Annotated in this window: 16 protein-coding genes, 1 pseudogene and 1 riboswitch; of the genes and pseudogenes, 8 read left to right on the plus strand and 9 right to left on the minus strand. The window is 69.9% G+C overall.

All coding sequences use genetic code 11. The annotated features are described in order from the left end of the window. A pseudogene (locus ACZYZE_RS18030) lies at positions 1-446 on the plus strand (hypothetical protein); the annotation flags it as partial. Positions 447-631: 185 nt separating this feature from the next. On the opposite strand, the gene hemG reads toward ACZYZE_RS18030, so the two are convergent. After that, the gene (gene hemG / locus ACZYZE_RS18035) at positions 632-2,176 is read right to left on the minus strand and encodes a protoporphyrinogen oxidase (RefSeq protein WP_459316902.1); all 1,545 of its coding nucleotides are present in this window, start codon (positions 2,174-2,176) and stop codon (positions 632-634) included. Between the two features lie 5 nt (positions 2,177-2,181). Continuing rightward, on the minus strand, positions 2,182-3,279 hold the full coding sequence (hemE, locus tag ACZYZE_RS18040; RefSeq protein WP_459316903.1) for a uroporphyrinogen decarboxylase: 1,098 nt from the start codon (positions 3,277-3,279) through the stop codon (positions 2,182-2,184). A 170-nt stretch (positions 3,280-3,449) separates the two neighbouring features. Between hemE and ACZYZE_RS18045 the strand changes: the two genes are divergently transcribed. Then, complete coding sequence (locus tag ACZYZE_RS18045; RefSeq protein ID WP_459316904.1) at positions 3,450-4,787, plus strand: glutamyl-tRNA reductase; 1,338 nt, start codon at positions 3,450-3,452, stop codon at positions 4,785-4,787. A gap of 275 nt (positions 4,788-5,062) precedes the next feature. On the opposite strand, the gene ACZYZE_RS18050 is transcribed toward ACZYZE_RS18045, so the two are convergent. Together ACZYZE_RS18050 and moeB are read right to left on the minus strand one after the other, a co-directional pair. Next, on the minus strand, positions 5,063-6,076 hold the full coding sequence (locus tag ACZYZE_RS18050) for an SDR family NAD(P)-dependent oxidoreductase (RefSeq protein ID WP_463909386.1): 1,014 nt from the start codon (positions 6,074-6,076) through the stop codon (positions 5,063-5,065). Positions 6,077-6,118: 42 nt separating this feature from the next. Beyond that, positions 6,119-7,354, minus strand: coding sequence for a molybdopterin-synthase adenylyltransferase MoeB (moeB, locus tag ACZYZE_RS18055; RefSeq protein ID WP_459316906.1), 1,236 nt, complete (start codon positions 7,352-7,354; stop codon positions 6,119-6,121). Positions 7,355-7,438: 84 nt separating this feature from the next. Here moeB and ACZYZE_RS18060 point away from each other — a divergent pair, with 84 nt between their 5' ends. The 3 genes from ACZYZE_RS18060 to ACZYZE_RS18070 all read left to right on the plus strand — a co-directional run bounded on the left by ACZYZE_RS18060 (position 7,439) and on the right by ACZYZE_RS18070 (position 8,765). Beyond that, entirely contained in the window at positions 7,439-8,104 is a 666-nt protein-coding gene (locus ACZYZE_RS18060) for a TetR/AcrR family transcriptional regulator (protein ID WP_459316907.1), read from the plus strand. A gap of 60 nt (positions 8,105-8,164) precedes the next feature. Then, positions 8,165-8,389, plus strand: coding sequence for a DUF3107 domain-containing protein (locus ACZYZE_RS18065; RefSeq protein WP_459316908.1), 225 nt, complete (start codon positions 8,165-8,167; stop codon positions 8,387-8,389). Between the two features lie 73 nt (positions 8,390-8,462). Next, positions 8,463-8,765: a cytochrome c-type biogenesis protein gene (locus ACZYZE_RS18070; protein WP_459316909.1), complete on the plus strand. Its 303-nt coding sequence runs from the start codon at positions 8,463-8,465 to the stop codon at positions 8,763-8,765. 30 nt (positions 8,766-8,795) lie between these two features. On the opposite strand, the gene ACZYZE_RS18075 is transcribed toward ACZYZE_RS18070, so the two are convergent. The 4 genes from ACZYZE_RS18075 to thiO form a co-directional block, all read right to left on the minus strand. Next, the gene (locus tag ACZYZE_RS18075) at positions 8,796-9,470 is read right to left on the minus strand and encodes a 4a-hydroxytetrahydrobiopterin dehydratase (protein WP_459316910.1); all 675 of its coding nucleotides are present in this window, start codon (positions 9,468-9,470) and stop codon (positions 8,796-8,798) included. 48 nt (positions 9,471-9,518) lie between these two features. Next, positions 9,519-10,337 carry a thiazole synthase gene (locus ACZYZE_RS18080; RefSeq protein ID WP_459316911.1) on the minus strand — a complete coding sequence of 273 codons (819 nt, stop codon included), beginning with the start codon at positions 10,335-10,337 and terminating at the stop codon, positions 9,519-9,521. Positions 10,338-10,342: 5 nt separating this feature from the next. After that, positions 10,343-10,579 carry a sulfur carrier protein ThiS gene (thiS, locus tag ACZYZE_RS18085; protein ID WP_459316912.1) on the minus strand — a complete coding sequence of 79 codons (237 nt, stop codon included), beginning with the start codon at positions 10,577-10,579 and terminating at the stop codon, positions 10,343-10,345. Next, positions 10,576-11,925: a glycine oxidase ThiO gene (thiO, locus tag ACZYZE_RS18090; protein WP_459316913.1), complete on the minus strand. Its 1,350-nt coding sequence runs from the start codon at positions 11,923-11,925 to the stop codon at positions 10,576-10,578. Before thiO ends, thiS begins: the two co-directional genes overlap by 4 nt. Then, a riboswitch (TPP riboswitch) is annotated at positions 11,919-12,052 on the minus strand. (Overlaps the previous gene by 7 nt.) A gap of 26 nt (positions 12,053-12,078) precedes the next feature. Between thiO and thiE the strand changes: the two genes are divergently transcribed. Beyond that, positions 12,079-12,786 (plus strand): thiamine phosphate synthase, encoded by a 708-nt coding sequence (gene thiE / locus ACZYZE_RS18095; RefSeq protein WP_459316914.1) that lies wholly within the window; start codon positions 12,079-12,081, stop codon positions 12,784-12,786. Positions 12,787-12,819: 33 nt separating this feature from the next. On the opposite strand, the gene ACZYZE_RS18100 is transcribed toward thiE, so the two are convergent. Beyond that, positions 12,820-13,491, minus strand: a complete 672-nt coding sequence (locus tag ACZYZE_RS18100; RefSeq protein ID WP_459316915.1) for a ferritin-like fold-containing protein — start codon at positions 13,489-13,491, stop codon at positions 12,820-12,822. A 41-nt stretch (positions 13,492-13,532) separates the two neighbouring features. On the opposite strand from ACZYZE_RS18100, the gene ACZYZE_RS18105 reads away from it, so the two are divergent. Both ACZYZE_RS18105 and ACZYZE_RS18110 read left to right on the plus strand, forming a co-directional pair. After that, a complete protein-coding gene (locus ACZYZE_RS18105) occupies positions 13,533-15,029 on the plus strand; it encodes an RNB domain-containing ribonuclease (RefSeq protein WP_459316916.1) in 1,497 nt (498 codons plus the stop codon). A 331-nt stretch (positions 15,030-15,360) separates the two neighbouring features. Further along, a complete protein-coding gene (locus ACZYZE_RS18110; protein ID WP_459316917.1) occupies positions 15,361-17,127 on the plus strand; it encodes a DEAD/DEAH box helicase in 1,767 nt (588 codons plus the stop codon). The last annotated feature ends 2 nt before the right edge of the window (positions 17,128-17,129 follow it).

A 17,129-nucleotide genomic window follows, 5' to 3' on the forward strand; every position in this document is an offset into this window, starting at 1 on the left:
CCTCGGGCGCCGCCGGTGCCTGGGCCTCGACGGCTGCCTGGCCCGTTCCCGGCGCCGGCTGCGCCGGAGCCGCACCGGCGGCCGGCGGCTGTGCGGACGGAAGCGGGACGGAGGGCACCGCCGGCGGCGGGGTGGTCGACGCCGGCGGCTGCACCGGAGCCTGGGTCGGCGGTTCGGTGGGGTCGGGCTCCTCCGGGGGCGTCGGCTCCTCCGAAGGCGTGGGCTTCGGCGAAGGCGTCGGCTTCGGCGAGGGCGTCGACTCCTGCGAGGGCGCGAGCAGCCCGCCGAGCAAGTTGTCGAGCCCGAGGGACAGCGAGGGCGTCACCGTCCCGGTGGCTGAAACCGGGCCCCCTGTTGCGGCGTGGGCGGCAGGAACTCCTGCGGACAGGACCAGCACCGCTCCGACCGCAGCAGCAGCGGTCCCGCGACGGAGCCCCCTGTACTGACCGGTCTGCGTTTTCTTAACCTTGGACCTGTGCGTAACCATGGTCATCGAGCCTAGCCGCCGGTCGGCGATGGGGAAAATTTGCGCTTCACCCCGGGTTCCGGGTATTCCCCCGGGGGACCGGACCGTCCGGCAGGACCGGGCTCCAGCACCGGCCGGCGCGAAAGAAGGACCCGGAATTGGCGCTCAGCCGAGCAGCGTGCGGACCTGCCGGGGCGTGTCGGCCACGATCGCGGCGAGGCCGTTTCCGGCGAGCCAGCCGCCCACCACGGCCAGGGTGCCGTCCGCGGCGCAGATGCTCCGGACCTCGGCGACGCGGCGCCGGTGGCCCAGCGATGCGAAGGGCAGCGCGCCGGCCCAGCGGACGACGTCCCAGCCGACCACGTCCACGGCCGTGACCGGGACGGAGAGCAGCGTGGAGGCGTCCCCGAGGGCGGCGTCGAACAGTTCCTCGTCGGTGCGCGGCCCGCCCGTTCCCTGGACACCGTGCCGGGTGTCGCCGCGCCCGTAGGACAGGCGGACCACATGTGTGCCGGGTCCGGTCCGCTCCGCCAGCCAGCCCCATTTTGCCGTGGAGTGGGTGAGCGCCTTGGCCTTGATGTCCGGCGTCTGCGGCGCCACCAGGACGCCGGTGCCCCGCGGCGCCGCGTCAAGCTGCGGCAGATCCACAACGAGCGTGACCAGGCTCACGTCCGGGCCGGCCTCGGGGCGGCGGCCGGCAAGCTCCGGCAGGGTATTGCTGAGAAGGTCGACGGCGGCCGGGCCTTCCACGGCGACGACCAGCAGTCCGGCGTCGTACGTGGTGTCCCCCGCGGCGACGCGCCAGCCGTCGGCGGTACGTTCCACAGAGTTGGCCGGGGCGCCGCACAGCAGGGTAACGCCGCGCCGGCGCAGATCGGCCACGAGTGCGGACACCAGGGTATGCATCCCGCCGCGCAGGCCGGCGACGGCGGAACCAGCCTTCTGCAGCCCGGGCGTGGTGGCGCCGGCCGTAGCGGGCGCAGGCGGTGAGGAGGCGGGCGGTGAGGGGTCCGCCCCTCCCCTGCCCGGAGCTCCTGACCGCAGGGCGGTGACGGCGGCGGCGAGCGAGCCGTGTTCCCTGATGCCTGCACGCAGTCCCGGTGCCACCATGTCGACGTCGAGCACCTCGGGATCGGCCGAGTGGACGCCGCCGACCACGGGCGCGACGAGCCGTTCGAGGACGCGCCGTCCCATCCGTGCACGGACCAGGGCGGAGACGCTGGTGTCCTCGTTGCGGGTTCCGAGGGAGGCCGGGAGCAGGGCGTCGAGGGAGGCGCGGAGGGATCCGAGCAGCCCCAGGGACCGCCGGACTTCAGGGTCCCAGGGGTTCGCCGGGATGCCGAGCACGCCGGTGCGGGGAAGCTCGCGCGGGCCCTCAGGCAACTGGACCCAGGCGCCGCCGGGGTTGGGGGCCACGATCTGGGCCGCGAGACCCAGTTCGGCGGCGAGGTCGGCCACGGCGGAGGAACGGGTGGCGAACGATTCGGCGCCGCTGTCCAGGGACAGTCCGGCGACGGTGTGGCTGCCGACGCAGCCGCCCCATCCGCCGGAGGCTTCCAGGACAGTCGTGCTGACGCCGGCCCGGGCCAGTTCGCGGGCGGCCAGCAGGCCGGCGATCCCGCCGCCCACCACCACGGCGGTCTTCGGCACGTTGTTCGCCGGGGCGGCATTCCCCTGGGCGGCGTTCCCCGTGGCGGCGACTGCCTCCATGACCTTTACTCCGGGGAGATCGAGTGGATGAGTTCGACGACGCGCGTCAGTACCGCGGGGTCCGTTTCCGGGGGCACGCCGTGGCCGAGGTTCAGCACGTGGCCCGGGGCCGCGGCGCCCGCGGCAATGACCTCACGGACGTGGGCTTCCAGGACGTCCCACGGCGCGGACAGCAGTGCGGGGTCGATGTTGCCCTGCAGCGGCACGGTGCCGCCGAGGCGGCGGTTGGCTTCGTCCAGCGGCAGCCGGTAGTCCACGCCCACGACGTCGACGCCGACGTCGCGCATCGCCACGAGCAGTTCCGAGGTGCCCGTGCCGAAGTGGATCAGCGGGGCGCCGAGGTGCCGGACGTGGTCCAGCGCCCGGGCCGATGCCGGGGCAACGTAGCGCTCATAGTCGGCCAGGCCCAGCGAGCCGGCCCAGGAGTCGAAGAGCTGGGCGGCGGAGGCGCCGGCTTCCAGCTGGGCGCGGAGGAACATGCCGGAGGCGTCGGCGGCCCAGTTGGCCAGGGCGGTCCAGGTCTCGGGGTCGGCGTGCATCATGGTGCGCGGGCCGAGGTGGTCGCGGGAGGGCTTGCCTTCCACCATGTACGCGGCGAGGGTGAACGGGGCGCCGGCAAAACCGATCAGCGGGGTCTTGCCCAGCTGGGCGACGGTGAGCCGGACTGCTTCACGGATTGGCTCGAGGGCCTCCCAGGTCAGCGTCGGGAGGGCCGCGACGTCCGCGGCCGTGCGGACCGGCTTATCCAGCACGGGTCCCACACCGGGGACAATGTCGACGCCGACACCGGCCAGCTTGAGCGGAATGACAATGTCGGAGAAGAAGATGGCCGCATCAACGTCGTGGCGGCGCACGGGCTGCAGCGTGATCTCGGAGGCCATCTCGGGGCGCAGGCAGGAGTCGAGCATGGCGACGCCCTCACGGAGTTTGAGGTACTCCGGCAGTGAGCGGCCGGCCTGGCGCATGAACCAGACGGGACGACGGGACGGCCTGCCGCCGCGGTAGGCGGTGATCAGCGGTGAGTCCGCGGTGCGGCCGTCCATCAGCGGGTGCCCGGCATCAAGGCCGGAGATGTCAGGAGTTGCCGCAGCGCTAGGAGTCATGACTTCGATTGTGCCCAAAATCAGCCCCAAAAGATAACGACAACCTGTCACCGGCTCCAGGCGTCCCCGTGCGGTGGCCGGGATCACAGGCAGGGGTGAGGCTTCACACGGGCGATTGTTGTTGGATCGGTTGTTCTACAGCCCGGCGAAAAAGCTATGATTGACCTGCTGTGGTTCTTTTTTCACTGGTGGCGACCCACGCCGATATCGACCTCGAGACCGTTGCTCAGCTGAGCACCGGCGCTTCCGAGCTCGCCACATTCGCCCTCGCCGGATCGCCGGCCGTGGCGGGTGCCATTGTGCTTTCCACCTGCAACCGCTTCGAGATCTATGGAGAAGCCCCCCACGCGGATGACGTTGCCGCCGCCCGCGCGGCGCTTATTTCCCAGCTCAGCGGCTCCACGGGACTCAACGAACAGCTCGTCTCACGCTCCTTCAGCACGCGCACGGGCCCGGAGGTCAGCCGGCACCTGTTCTCTGTCAGCTCCGGACTGGACTCCGCCGTCGTCGGCGAACGCGAGATTGCCGGGCAGGTGCGCCGCGCCCTGATCACCGCCCAGGCCGAAGGCACGGCCAGTTCCGGCCTGGTGCGGCTGTTCCAGGCGGCCTCCAAGACCGCCAAGGACGTCGGCGCGCAGACCGCGCTCGGCGCCCGCGGGCTGTCCGTGGTCTCCGTGGCGCTGGACCTCGCCACCGAGCTCTCTGAGAACCCCGACTGGTCGGCCAAGAAGATCGTCGTCTTCGGAACCGGCGCCTACGCGGGCGCCACCATGTCGTTGCTGCGCGAACGCGGCTGCACCGACGTCGCTGTCTATTCCTCCTCCGGCCGTGCCGCCGGTTTCGTCGCGACCCGCGGCGGGACCGCCCTCGACGGCGATACCCTCCCCGGCGCCGTCGCCGCGGCCGATGTCATGATCGGCTGCAGCGGCTCGGACACACGTGTCGAGGCAGCCGAACTCGCGCAGGTCCGCGCGGCGTCACTCCAGCCGCTGATCGCCATCGATCTGGCCCTCACCCATGATTTCGATCCCGCAGTCGGCGGCCTCCGCGGCGTCGAGCTGTTGACGCTGGAATCGGTCCGGCTGGCGGCCCCGCAGGAGCAGGCCGAATCGCTGGCCCAGGCCAGCAACATTGTCGCCGGCGCAGCGAGTTCCTTCGAGCAGGAACGCGAAGCCCGCTCCGTGGACTCGGCAATCGTCGCCCTGCGCCGGCACACCATGAACGTGCTGGATGCCGAAATGGAGAAGGTGCGTGCCCGCCACGGCTGCACCGCCGCGGCCGAGGAAGTCGAGTTCGCCCTCCGCCGGATGGTCAAACAACTGTTGCACGTCCCCACCGTCCGGGCCCGGGAGCTCGCAGCCAACGGGCAGCAGGAGCACTATGTGGCCGCCCTCGAGGCGCTCTACGGCATCACCGTCGAGCAGCACGCGGCAAAGACCGCCGACGCCGGGTGCCCGGCCGACCACCGGGAACGTCCCGCTGCCGAGGACACACGGGAAACCGCGTAAAGCGCGCTGTTCCCTCCGGGACCGCACGTCCAACGCCTGACCGGGCCAGCCCCATGAGCCCCTGCCCGCGCCCGCGGCCTGCGCCCTTGCCTGCCTCCCTGCGCCCGGCCACGCACACGAAAAATGCCACCGGGCTCAAGGACATGCCCCGCGCCGGGACCAGCGGATGGACATAGTCCTGTTATGCCCAGTCCCGGGCGCGACGAATGGGCATGTCCTCCCGCCGCGGCAAGCTCCAGGCCCGGCCAGGCCCCGGCAGCAAGCCAAAATGACCCCTAGCCGAAGGCGTTGATGCCTGTCAGCCCGGCGGACAGCGTCCAGAGCCTGGCGGCGTCCGCCCGGTCCACCGCATGCGCGTTCACGCCCCGGATCCGCACCTCCGGTGATCCCTCGGCCGTGGGTTCCGCGATGTCGCAGTCCTCGCAGTAAACGCCTCCCATACCGTCGAGCGCCGGAGACGTCGCCGCCCAGACGGACGTCGCCGCGCCCTGGGCGGGGGTCTTGAACCGCGCGTCGACGTTGCCGGCTTCATCCATCCAGCCGGCGGCGATCATTTCCTCCCTCGGCAGGTGGCGCTGCAGTTCGGTCATGATCCCTCCCGGGTGCACGGCGAAGGCACGCACCCCGGCCCCCCTGCCGAGCGCATCCAGCTGCACGGCGAACAGCGCATTGGCCGTCTTCGCCTGGCCGTAGGCCGTCCACTTGTTGTAGCCGGTCTCGAAGTTGATGTCATCGAAGCGGATCGGGGAGATCTTGTGTCCGGTGGAGGACAGCGACACCACCCGGGCCCCGGATCCGGCCGAGAGCGCGGGCCAGAGCAGGTTGGTGACCGCAAAATGGCCCAGGTGGTTCGTGACGAACTGCGACTCCCAGCCCGGACCCACGCGGCGTTCGGGGCTGGCCATGATGGCCGCGTTGTTGATGAGGATTTCCAGGCTGCGTCCGGCACCTTCGGGATTCAGGAAGCCGGCCGCAAATTCCTTGACGCTGGCTTGGTCTGCCAGGTCCAGCCCGGCAACACTGACTTCCCCGGCGCCGGTTCCCGCGGGGATTCCGGCGTCTGCGAGGACGTCGCGGGCATGCCCGGGCCGCCGCGCCGGCACCACCACGGCGGCACCGGCCGACGCCAGCGCCCGGACGGTCTCCAGGCCCAGCCCGGAGTAGCCGCCGGTGACGATGGCGGTCTTCCCGCGCAGGTCAATCCCGGCGATCACGTCCGCCGCCGTCGAGTGCCGCCCGAAGCCGGAGCCGATCTTGTGCTGCGGTGTAACGCTCATGTCATCGCTCATGTGACTGCCTTTCCGAGACGGGGTCACTTCAGGTTCTCGCGGTCAGTAGACCGGTTTTCCGGGTTCGACGTCGCGTACCCAGGCGAGGATCCCGCCGTCGAGGTGGCTGACGCGCTCGTAGCCGGCTGCGCGGGCAGCGGCGAGGACGGCCGCAGACCGGGTTCCGCCCTTGCAGTGGAAGACGATGTCGGTGTCCTGCGGCAGCTCGTGCCACGCCTCCCCGGCCAGGATCCGGCCCTGCGGGATCAGCACGGCCCCGTCGATCCGGACGATCTCGTATTCCCCGGTCTCCCGCACATCCACGAGGTGGAAGTCCTTGAGCCCCGCCTCGCGGGAGGCCAGCATGGTGGCGAGCTGGGTGGCCGTGACGGTGTGTTCGGTACCGGCGTCGGCGGCGGGTGTTATGCCGCAGAAGGCCTCGTAATCGGTGAGTTCGGTAACGCGTTCAGCCTCCGGGTCGCGCGAGACCTTGATCTCGCGCCAGGTTCCACCGAGGGCGTCGAAAAGCGCCACGCGCCCCAGCAGGGAACGCCCGACGCCGGTGATCAGCTTGACCGCCTCCGTCACCATGAGCGATCCGACGGCGGCGCAGAGCATGCCGAAGACGCCGCCTTCCCCGCAGGACGGCACCGACCCGGCGGGCGGGGCCTCCGGGTACAGGTCCCGGTAGGTGGGTCCGTGCTGTTCCCAGAAGACGCTGACCTGTCCGTCGAAGCGGAAGATGGAGCCCCAGACGTAGGGCTTGCCAAGGATCGCGGCCGCGTCGTTCACGAGGTAGCGGGTGGCGAAGTTGTCGGCGCCGTCGAGAATGAGGTCATAGCGGGCGAACAGCTCCAGGGCATTGGAAGCGTCGAGCCGGACATTGTGGAGCCGGACGTCCACAAGCGGGTTGAGGGCGGCGATGGCGTCGCGGGCGGACTCGATCTTGGGCCGGCCCACGTCGGCCACGCCGTGGATGACCTGGCGCTGGAGGTTGCTCAGGTCCACCGTGTCGTCGTCGATGATACCCAGGGTGCCCACCCCGGCGGCGGCCAGGTAGAGGAGAGCCGGCGAGCCGAGGCCCCCGGCACCGATCACGAGGACCTTGGCGTTCTTCAGGCGGCGCTGCCCGATCGCGCCGATCTCGGGGATAATCAGGTGCCGGGAGTAGCGTTCCACCTCTTCAGGGCTGAGGTCATCCGCCGGTTCCACCAGGGGTCCCGGCTGGGGGCCCGGCAGTGTGTCCGGCAGCCGTTCCGTGGTTGCAGGGCCGGCGGTTGCGGTGAACTTGGAAGCCATACTTCAATCTAAGCCCGAAGATGCCGCCAGGTCATATTACCCGCGCGTAAGGTGGTCGTAACAGCAAGGGAAAGTAGGCGGACAGTGGTTCATCAGGCACCGGTTGAGCGGGGTCATGCCGGCAAACCGCCGGCCGCGCAGGCACGCACCGGACAGCGTTCGGCGCGTCTCCCCCGTGACGAGCGCCGCGCGCAACTGCTGGCCGCCGCCCAGGAAGTCTTCGTGGCCAACGGCTACCACGGTGCCGCCATGGACGAAATCGCCGAGACCGCACACGTCAGCAAGCCCGTGCTGTACCAGCACTTCCCTTCCAAGCGGGAGCTGTACCTGGCCCTGCTGGACAGCCACCTGAGCAAGCTCATCGGGCTCCTGCTCGGCGCTCTGGACTCCACCTCGGACAACGACGAACGGGTCCAGGCCGTTATGCGCGCCTACTTCCGGTTCATCGCCAGCGACGACCAGGCCCACCGCCTCGTGTTCGAATCGGACCTGATCAACGACCCCGATGTCAGCGCCCGTCTGGAATCCTTCAACAAAACCTTCGCCGACGCTGTTGCCCGGGTCATTGCCGAGGACACCAAACTGCCCGCGTTGGAGGCCCAGCTTCTGGGCCGCGGACTCGCCGGCATGGCGCAGGTCAGCGCCCGCTATTGGCTGGAAACGGACGGGAACCTTGACCTCGATGTGGCCAGCGACCTGATCTATCGTTTAGCTTGGCGCGGAATCTCCCGCTTCCCCAAGGAGTCCTAGGCTACAAATAGAGATGACCCTTGATATTTATTCGACTTTGATTGGCTTGGAGGCCTTGCTGTGGAAGTAAAGATCGGCATTCAGAACATCGGCCGCGAAATTGTGCTGGAATCGGCTCAGGATGCAGACGCCGTGGCCAAGGTTGTCGGCGAGGCGATCGCGAAGGGCACCGAGCTCCGCCTGACGGACGAAAAGGGCCGCCAGATCATCATCCCGGCTAACGTCCTGGGCTATGTTGAAATCGGCGCCGAGGAAACGCGCCGCGTAGGTTTCGGCGTTCTCTAGCCCCCGCCCGCGGCCGGCGGCCGCGCAGCAGTGCCGCCAGACCCAGTCCACAGATCCGCTAGGAGTCCGAAAAATGCTTTCCCTGATTGTGGTTGCCATGGTGACCGTGGCCGCGGGCTTTGTGGTCTGGGCCAATGACAAACGGCATGCCAAGTACGGCATCAGCGTGCCGGCAGGGGTCGCCGTCACCGTGGGGATGCTCAGCTGGATCATCTTCATGGCGGCCGGGCTTGGCTACCGGCCGGGGCTGACCTGGATCCCGTGGATCCTGCCGATGGTGCTGGGCACCGGCGCCGCTGTGGCGGCGGTCCTGTACCTCGGCAGGCACCGCACCAGCCAGGACACTGCCCGGCTCACCGCCATCCTGCGGCTCTAGCACTGCTCCGGCCATGGGGCTGCCGGGGTCTTATGCCAATGGCACGTCCGGTCCGTGGCCCTCCTCGGTGGCGAGGCAGAGCCTGTTGCCCTGTACATCCGTGACCACCACCCAGGCGGGTGCGTGGTCACGGTTCATTAACGCCCCTGTGGCTGCCGTCTTTTCCAGCACAGGCCCGGACTCGGCCGTGCCGCGGTGGACGTCGAGGTGGAGGCGGTTGGCGTTGGGCGTTGAAGTCGCCTGGAACCAGAGGGCCGGGCCGCGCCCGTACGGGTCCACAAGATCGCCGTACCTGCCCTTGCGGTAGCCGAGGGCTACCCGCCAGACCTCGGCAATCGCCGCCGGGTCCGCAGAATCGATGGCCACCTCCACGGTCCGGTAAAGGCCCGGTTCCGCGGCAGCGCCGAGCCCCGCTGCCGCCGCGCTGGCCGCGCCCGCGGCGGCGACGTCCCGCGGCGTGACTTCGTCTCCGGCGTCGTGCGAGCTGTACCGAAGAAACACCCTGGTGTAGCGCCAGTCGAGGTCCGGGTGGTGGTTTTGTTCGTCGGCCAAGCGTCCGACGGCGGCGATCAGCTCGAGCGCGACGGCCGGCGTGGGCGCCTTGTAGACCGTCATCAGCCCGCCGAGGCGGTATCTCCAGTCCGGCAGGCCCGCCAGGGCGGCGTCGATCCGGCTCCGGCTGAGAACATCGTCCGTGGCTGCCATAGCTGGCTCCCCTGCTGGTCCGGTTTTGCTGGCCCGGCCGGAGAACCCCTAGAGGAACTCGGCCCGGCCTTCCATGGCGGAGGATGCCAGCGCGTGCTCCCGGCGCGGGATCCTTCCGGCCCTTTTCGCCAGCCTACCGGCGATCACCGCATGCTTGAAGGCCTCCCCCATCAGCGCCGGATTCTGCGCCCGGGTCACGGCTGTGGCCAGCAGCACGGCATCACAGCCAAGCTCCATGGCCAGGGCCGCGTCCGAGGCGGTCCCGATTCCGGCGTCCAGGACCACGGGCACGGAGGCGCGGGAGACGATCAGCTCAATGTTGTGCGGGTTGAGGATGCCCAACCCGGTGCCGATCGGCGCGCCGAGCGGCATCACGGCGGTGGCGCCGAGGTTCTCCAGCCGCAGGGCCAGTACGGGGTCGTCGTTGGTGTACGCAAAAACCTTGAAGCCGCGGCCTACGAGCTGCTCGGTGGCGTCCACCAGTTCCACGGCGTCCGGCAGCAGGGTGTGCTCGTCGGCGATCACCTCCAGCTTCACCCAGTCCGTTTCCAGGGCTTCGCGTGCCAGCTCGGCGGTCAGCACGGCGTCCCTGGCGGTAAAGCAGCCCGCGGTGTTTGGCAGCACCCGGATGTTCTGGTCCGCGAGCAGCTGGAAGAGCGAGCCGGCCTCGGCGGGCGAGTAGCGGCGCATGGCCACCGTGGTCAGTTCCGTGCCGGACGCCAGGAGCGCGGCCCCGAGGCCGTCCAGGCTCGGCGCCCCGCCGGTGCCCATGATCAGCCGCGATCCCAGCTGCACGCCGTCGACCGTCAACGGATCGTTGATGCCCGGGGATACCACCGGGGCTGCTGCACGTGTGGTTGCTTCCATGTTGCTCATCCTCCCTGCACCGCCGTGACCAGCTCGACGTCATCGCCGTCGGCGAGCGCGGTGCCGTGCCACTGGCTGCGGGGCACCACCTCGGCGTTGCGTGCCACCGCGACACCAAGCTTGCTGCCGTCGGCGGACTGGCCGTTCGGGGCCAGCGTGCGCCCGGTGACCTTGCTGACCAGGGTGCTGACGGAGGCGCCGTCGGGGAGCGTGTGCTCTGTTCCGTTGAGTCTGATGTTCATGCCGTTTCCTTGCTGTGCTCCGGGTGCGGGCGGGTGTCATGGGGGCCGGGGTTTGGGCAGCGGGCAGGGAACCGGTCGGGCCGGAAGCGCGCCCAGCGCGGGTCCGCGGTGCCGTCCAGCAGCTCCCGGCAGATCTCCGCGGCCGCGGGGGTCAGCAGGATGCCGTGCCGGAAGAATCCGGTGGCGATGATCAGGCCTCCGACGTCCCCGTCGCGGCCAGGGGCCCGGTCGCGCACCCGGCCCAGCAGCGGGGCGTTGTCCGGTGTTCCGGGCCGTGCCCGCGAGGTCGCCTCGAGCAGCTCCAGTTCGGCGACGGCGGGGACCAGCTGCTGCGCGTCCCGCAGCAGCTGGTAGACGCCCCCGGCGGAGACGGCGCCGCCTGCGCGGCCTCCGTCGGAGAGAGCGTCCTCACGCTGGGTCGCCCCGATCACCACCGTCCCGTCCTCCCGCGGGACAATGTAGACCGGCACCCCGCGGACAAGGCCGCGCACGGTGGATCCCAGCAGCGGCCGCAGGTGGGCGGGCACCCGGAGCCGGAGGATGTCGCCGTGGACCGGCCGGAGCGGCAGGTTTAGCCCGGACGGCAGTCCGGCCAGCCCGGCGGCGCCCAGCCCGTTGGCCACCACCGTTTCCCCTGCCCGGACCGTCCCGCCGCCGGCCAGGCCGACTCCGCTGACGCGGTCGCCCTCCCAGAGCAGTCCGGCAGCGCGGCGGGGAACAGCGGAGTACCGGGTGCCCGCCGCCAGCAGCGCCGCGATCCGGGCAAGAAGCCGGCGCGGGTCCACCTGATGGTCGGCGGGGATGTCGAAGGCGCAGGAGATCCCCGGGCTGAGCAGGGGTTCGCGTCCGCGCGCCCCGCGGACGGTCAGCGGCTCCACGGTCAGGCCGCACGACTGCTGCACCGCCCGCAGGTCCGCGAGCGCCCGGCGGTCGGCGGCGTCGGCCCCGATGACGAGGGTCGACGTCGTGAGGTAGCCGGTGCCCGTTCCCGGCTCGCCGGGGGGACCGGTCTCCCCGGGGAGACGGGGGCCCCCGGGGCTGCCGTCGAGTCCGGCGGCGAAGCCAGGCCACAGGCGGGAGGATTCGAGCATAAGTTCCAGGAGGTCCTCCTCCCGATAGTGGAGTTCGCTCACGGGGGCGAGCATGCCCGCGGCGGCCCAGCTGGCGCCGCTGCCGGGGGCGTCGTCGATCAGGGCGACGGATCGGCCCGATTGCCTCGCGGCCCAGGCGATGCCGTGGCCCACCACGCCGCCGCCGATCACGGCCACGTCGTAATATTTCCCGGCCGTGGAGTCATGAACAGCGCCGTGAAGCCCGGGAGCAGCCGGGGCGGATGGTGGGACCATCGAGGATTCCTTCCCTACGCCGGTACTAGCCGGATCAGGTCAAGCGGTCGGCTCTGACGCCCTCTCAGCCCCTCCGGCGCCGAACACCGGTGGCGGTCGGTTGCAGCGGGCTCCCGCGGTATGGCCCCAGTTTAGAGGAACTAGTCTTGGGGCATGAGCAAGGATGCCGTCCACACCACCGCCCGCCTCTACCTGTGCACCGACGCCCGCAAGGACCGCGGAGACTTTGCAGCCTTCGTTGATGCCGCCTTTGCCGGCGGCGTCGACATCATCCAGCTTCGCGACAAGTCCATCGAGGCGGCCGAGGAACTCGGGCTGCTTGAGGTGCTGCACGACGCCGCCCAGCGTCACGGCCGCCTCTGGGCGGTCAATGACAGGGCGGACATTGCGTCGCTTTCGGGGGCGCCGGTATTCCACATCGGGCAGAAGGACCTCCCGCTTGAGGCTGCCCGGACCATCCTCGGCACGGGCACCGCGATCGGACTCTCCACCCACAGCCCCGAACAAGTGGACGCCGCGATTGCCGCCTCCCCCGGCCGCAGCGGGCTGGACTATTTCTGCGTGGGGCCCGTGTGGGCCACGCCCACCAAGCCGGGGCGCGCCGCCGTCGGGCTGGATCTGGTGCGGTATGCCGCGGAGGCTGTCCGCCGGGCCGAGTCCACGGTCCGCGACGGGGCCGACGGCACCGTCAACGGCATGGTCCCGTGGTTCGCGATCGGCGGCATCGACCTGGGCAATGTGGAGCAGGTGGTGGCGGCCGGCGCCCGCCGGATCGTCGTGGTCCGGGCGATCACCGAGGCCGATGATCCCGCGGACGCCGCCCGCGCCCTGCTGGCCGCACTCGACGCCGCGGAGGCCTGAGCCGGGTCTGCCGGGGCAGAGCCCTGATCGGGATCAGCCGGTCAACCCCAGCTGCTTCATCCGGCTCGAGTGCCCGGCGGCCAGTTCGGCCGTCAGCCCGCGGACCAGCTCCTTTGACCGTTCCTCGTCGACGCCAGTCAGGCCGCCGAGGAACGCGTGCTCGGAGCCCACCCGCTGCGCCTGGGTCAGGGCCTCCCCCAGCAGCCGCCGCGCCCACAGGGCCAGCCGCGACGCCAGCCGCGGGTCATGTCCAAGGGCCTCCCTGAGACGCTCGCGCAGCACCGCGGTGGCCGCTTCGTCGGACTGGATCCGCTCCACGAGCTCCCGGGTCGAGTCGTCGACGTGGCGCGACACGGCACGGTAGAAATCGGCGGAGACCGTGTCGATCACGTAGGCCTTCATCAGGGATTCGAACCAGTCTGCCGGGCGGGTGCGCTGGTGGAAGTGGTCCACGGACGGCTGGAAGGCCAGCATGGCGGCCTCCGCATCAAAACCCATCTCCTCCAGCCGTGCGCTGACCAGTTCGTAGTGCTGGAACTCGATCACGGCGATCCGGGCAAGCACCGCACGGTCGTGCAGGGTGGGCGAATACCGGGCATCGGAGGACAGCCGCTCGAAGGCCGAAAGCTCGCCGTAGGCCATCACACCGAGCAGATCCATCAGGAAGCTGTTGTAGCGGGCAGGATCGGACGGGGATGTGCTCATGATCCAAGACTAATCGCGGGATTCGGGCTAATCTGATTTTCGTGTCCCATCATCGCCTGACCCCCGGCATCCACCAGCAGGAGAACCAGCTTGCCGCGGCCTTGACCACGCTGCGCACCACGCTGGAACTGCCGGGACCTTTCCCCAAGGACGCGCTCCGGGAAGCCAAGGAGGCCGTGGCCGGGCACGAGCTGCCGGAGTTGGATTTCACGCATATCGAGTTCGTGACCATCGATCCGGAGTCCTCCACCGATCTGGACCAGGCCCTCTTCATCGACCGCTCCGGCGACGGTTACAAGGTGTTCTATGCCATCGCCGATGTCCCCTCCTTTGTGGCGCCCGGCGGGGCGCTCGACGCCGAAACCCGCCGCCGCGGCCAGACCTTCTACACCCCGGACGGCCGGATCCCGCTGCATCCGGAAGTCATCAGCGAAGCAGCCGGTAGCCTGCTCGCCGGTCAGCTGTGTGCCGCCTTCGTATGGGAATTCGAGCTCGATGCCGCCGCCGAGGTCGCTGCCGTGCTGGTGCGCCGGGCGCAGGTCCGCAGCCGGGCAAAGCTCAGCTACAAGGGTGTCCAGGCCGAGCTCGACGCCGGCACCGCGGCTCCCGTGCTGCAGCTACTCAAGGAAGTGGGGATAAAGCGGGTGGAGCTGGAACGGCTCCGCGGCGGCGCCAGCCTGAACATGCCGGAACAGGAAATCGAACAGCTGCCCGACGGCGGCTACCGGATCGTGGCGGTCCCGCCGCTGCCGGTGGAGGACTGGAACGCCCAGATTTCACTCATGACCGGGATGGCCGCCGCGGGGATCATGCTCGAAGGCAAGGTCGGGATCCTGCGCACCATGCCCGCCCCGGATGAGAACTCCCTGGCGCACTTCCACCGCCAGACCCGGGCCCTCGGCAAACCCTGGGACGGGCAGATGAGCTACGGCGAGTACCTGCGCACCCTTGACCCCACGGACCCCCAGCAGCTGGCGATCGTACACTCCGCCGGCATGCTGTTCCGCGGCGCCGGCTATACCCCCTTTGACGGAACAGTGCCGGACGCCGCCGTCCAGGCCGCCATCGGCGCCGCCTATGCCCACTCCACCGCGCCGCTGCGCCGGCTGATCGACCGCTTTGTGCTGGTCATCTGCGAGGCGCTCAGCAACGGCACGGACGTCCCGGCCTGGGCCCGCGAGGCCCTCCCTTCACTTCCCTCGATCATGGCCGCGTCGGACCAGCTGGCCGCGAGGCTGGAACGCCTCTCACTCGACACCGTCGAGGCGGCGCTGCTGATCAACCACATCGGCCAGGAATTCGATGCGGTGGTCATCTCCGGGTCCAAGCCCGCCAAGAACGGAAGGAACGGTAACGGCAACGGGGCCTCCGGAAAAGCAAACGGAAACGGCGGCGGCCCCTCCGGAATCGTCCAGATCGCGGAGCCTGCGGTCACCGCGCGTTGCCCCGGCGAGCTGGAATCCGGCACCCAGGTCCGGGTCCGGATCGTGTCCTCCGATATCATCACCCGGGAAGTCCGGCTGGAGCTCGCGGGCTGACGCTCGGCGGCCATTCCGCGGCGCAATTGCGCCGCGACGGGCCGCGACGGGGCCGAACTGGCACAGCCAGTCAAGGTTCCGGGCCGCGTACAGCTAGACTGGAAGGGTAGATATGGATGCCCGGTCGTTGATTTCCATGATTCTCGAATTCAACAAGCCCGCCCCTACGCGATCTTGAGATACACCCGCTGGTCCCCAGTGCCAGTATTTAGATAGCCCGCGATCGGCTTCCACTGGAATTGCCTGCGCGCCTGAGCGTGCTCCGGAACGGCCTCCCGGCCGGCCCCGTTGAGCAAGCAGCGCAGCCCAAAATGAATAAGGAAACTCCCCTGTGAGTGAATTGCACACGCACCAGCTTCTGACCGACGAATCCGGAACGGAATCGCTTGAGCCGGAAGAGACCATCATCTCGGACGAAAAGCCGCACGAGATTGCCGAGAAGACCTTCGCCGACTACAACGTCCGCGCCGATATCGTGGAGTCCCTTGCCGACGCCGGCATCACCCACCCCTTCCCGATCCAGTCCATGACGCTGCCCGTGGCCCTCTCCGGCCACGACATCATCGGCCAGGCCAAGACGGGCACCGGCAAGACCCTCGGGTTCGGCATTCCGGCGCTGCAGCGCGTCGTCGGACCGGACGACGCCGGCTTCGACCAGCTGCCCGCCCCGGGCGCCCCGCAGGCCCTCGTGATTGTGCCGACCCGCGAGCTCGCCGTGCAGGTCGCCAGCGACCTGCAGAACGCCGCCCGCAAGCGCAACGCCCGCATCACCACGATCTACGGCGGCCGCGCCTATGAGCCCCAGGTCGAGGCCCTGCAGAAGGGCGTCGAGATCGTCGTCGGTACCCCCGGCCGCCTCATCGACCTCTACAAGCAGAAGCACCTCGTGCTCCAGAACGTCAAGATGGTCATCCTTGACGAGGCCGACGAAATGCTGGACCTTGGCTTCCTCCCGGACGTCGAGACCCTAATCGCCGGGACCCCGGCTGTCCGACAGACCCTGCTGTTCTCGGCCACCATGCCCGGCCCGGTCATCGCGATGGCCCGCCGGTACATGACGAAGCCGACTCACATCCGCGCCGCCGACCCGGACGATGAGGGCCTGACCAAGCGCGACATCCGCCAGCTCATCTACCGTGCGCACAGCATGGACAAGATCGAGGTTGTCGCCCGCATCCTGCAGGCCCGCGGCCGCGGCCGCACCATCATCTTCACCAAGACCAAGCGCACCGCCGCAAAGGTTGCCGAGGAACTCGTGGACCGCGGCTTCGCCGCCGCCGCCATCCACGGCGACCTGGGCCAGGGCGCCCGCGAGCAGGCGCTGCGCGCGTTCCGCAACAACAAGGTGGACGTCCTCGTAGCCACCGACGTCGCCGCCCGCGGCATCGACGTCGACGACGTCACCCACGTCATCAACTACCAGTGCGTCGAAGACGAAAAGATCTACCTGCACCGCGTGGGCCGTACGGGCCGCGCCGGCAACAAGGGCACCGCCGTGACGTTCGTCGACTGGGATGACATGCCCCGCTGGGGCCTGATCAACAAGGCCCTCGGCCTGAGTGTCCCGGAGCCGGTGGAAACCTACTCCTCCTCGCCGCACCTCTTCGAGGAGCTCGACATCCCGGCGGGCACCAAGGGCCGTCTGCCGCGCGACAAGCGGGTTCTGGCCGGCGTCGATGCGGAAGTCCTCGAGGACCTCGGCGAGACCGGCAAGAAGAATTCCCCCCGCAGCGGCCAAGCCAGCGGCGGCCGTGACAGTTCCCGCAGCGGCGGACGCGAGGCAGGCAGCACCGGCGGTCGGGACGGGGGCCGCGACACCGCACGCTCCGGCGGCCGCGACACCCGCCGCAGCGGCAGCGCCGGCGGCGGACGGGACAGTGGACGGTCGGGAGACCGCCGTCGTCCCTCCGACGCCGAAGCAACGAGCAGCCCGGCCGCAGAGCAGAAGGCAGCCGTCGCAGCCGTCAAGCCGCCCACCGAGGTGGACCGCGCCACCCGCGCACGCCGCAACCGGACCCGCACCCGCCGCCGCAACGGCGAAGTGGTCGCCGGCGAGGCCCAGCAGGGCACCACCCGGCCCGGCAGCACCGAGGCCTAAAC

The sequence above is a fragment of the Pseudarthrobacter woesei genome, from assembly GCF_055412745.1.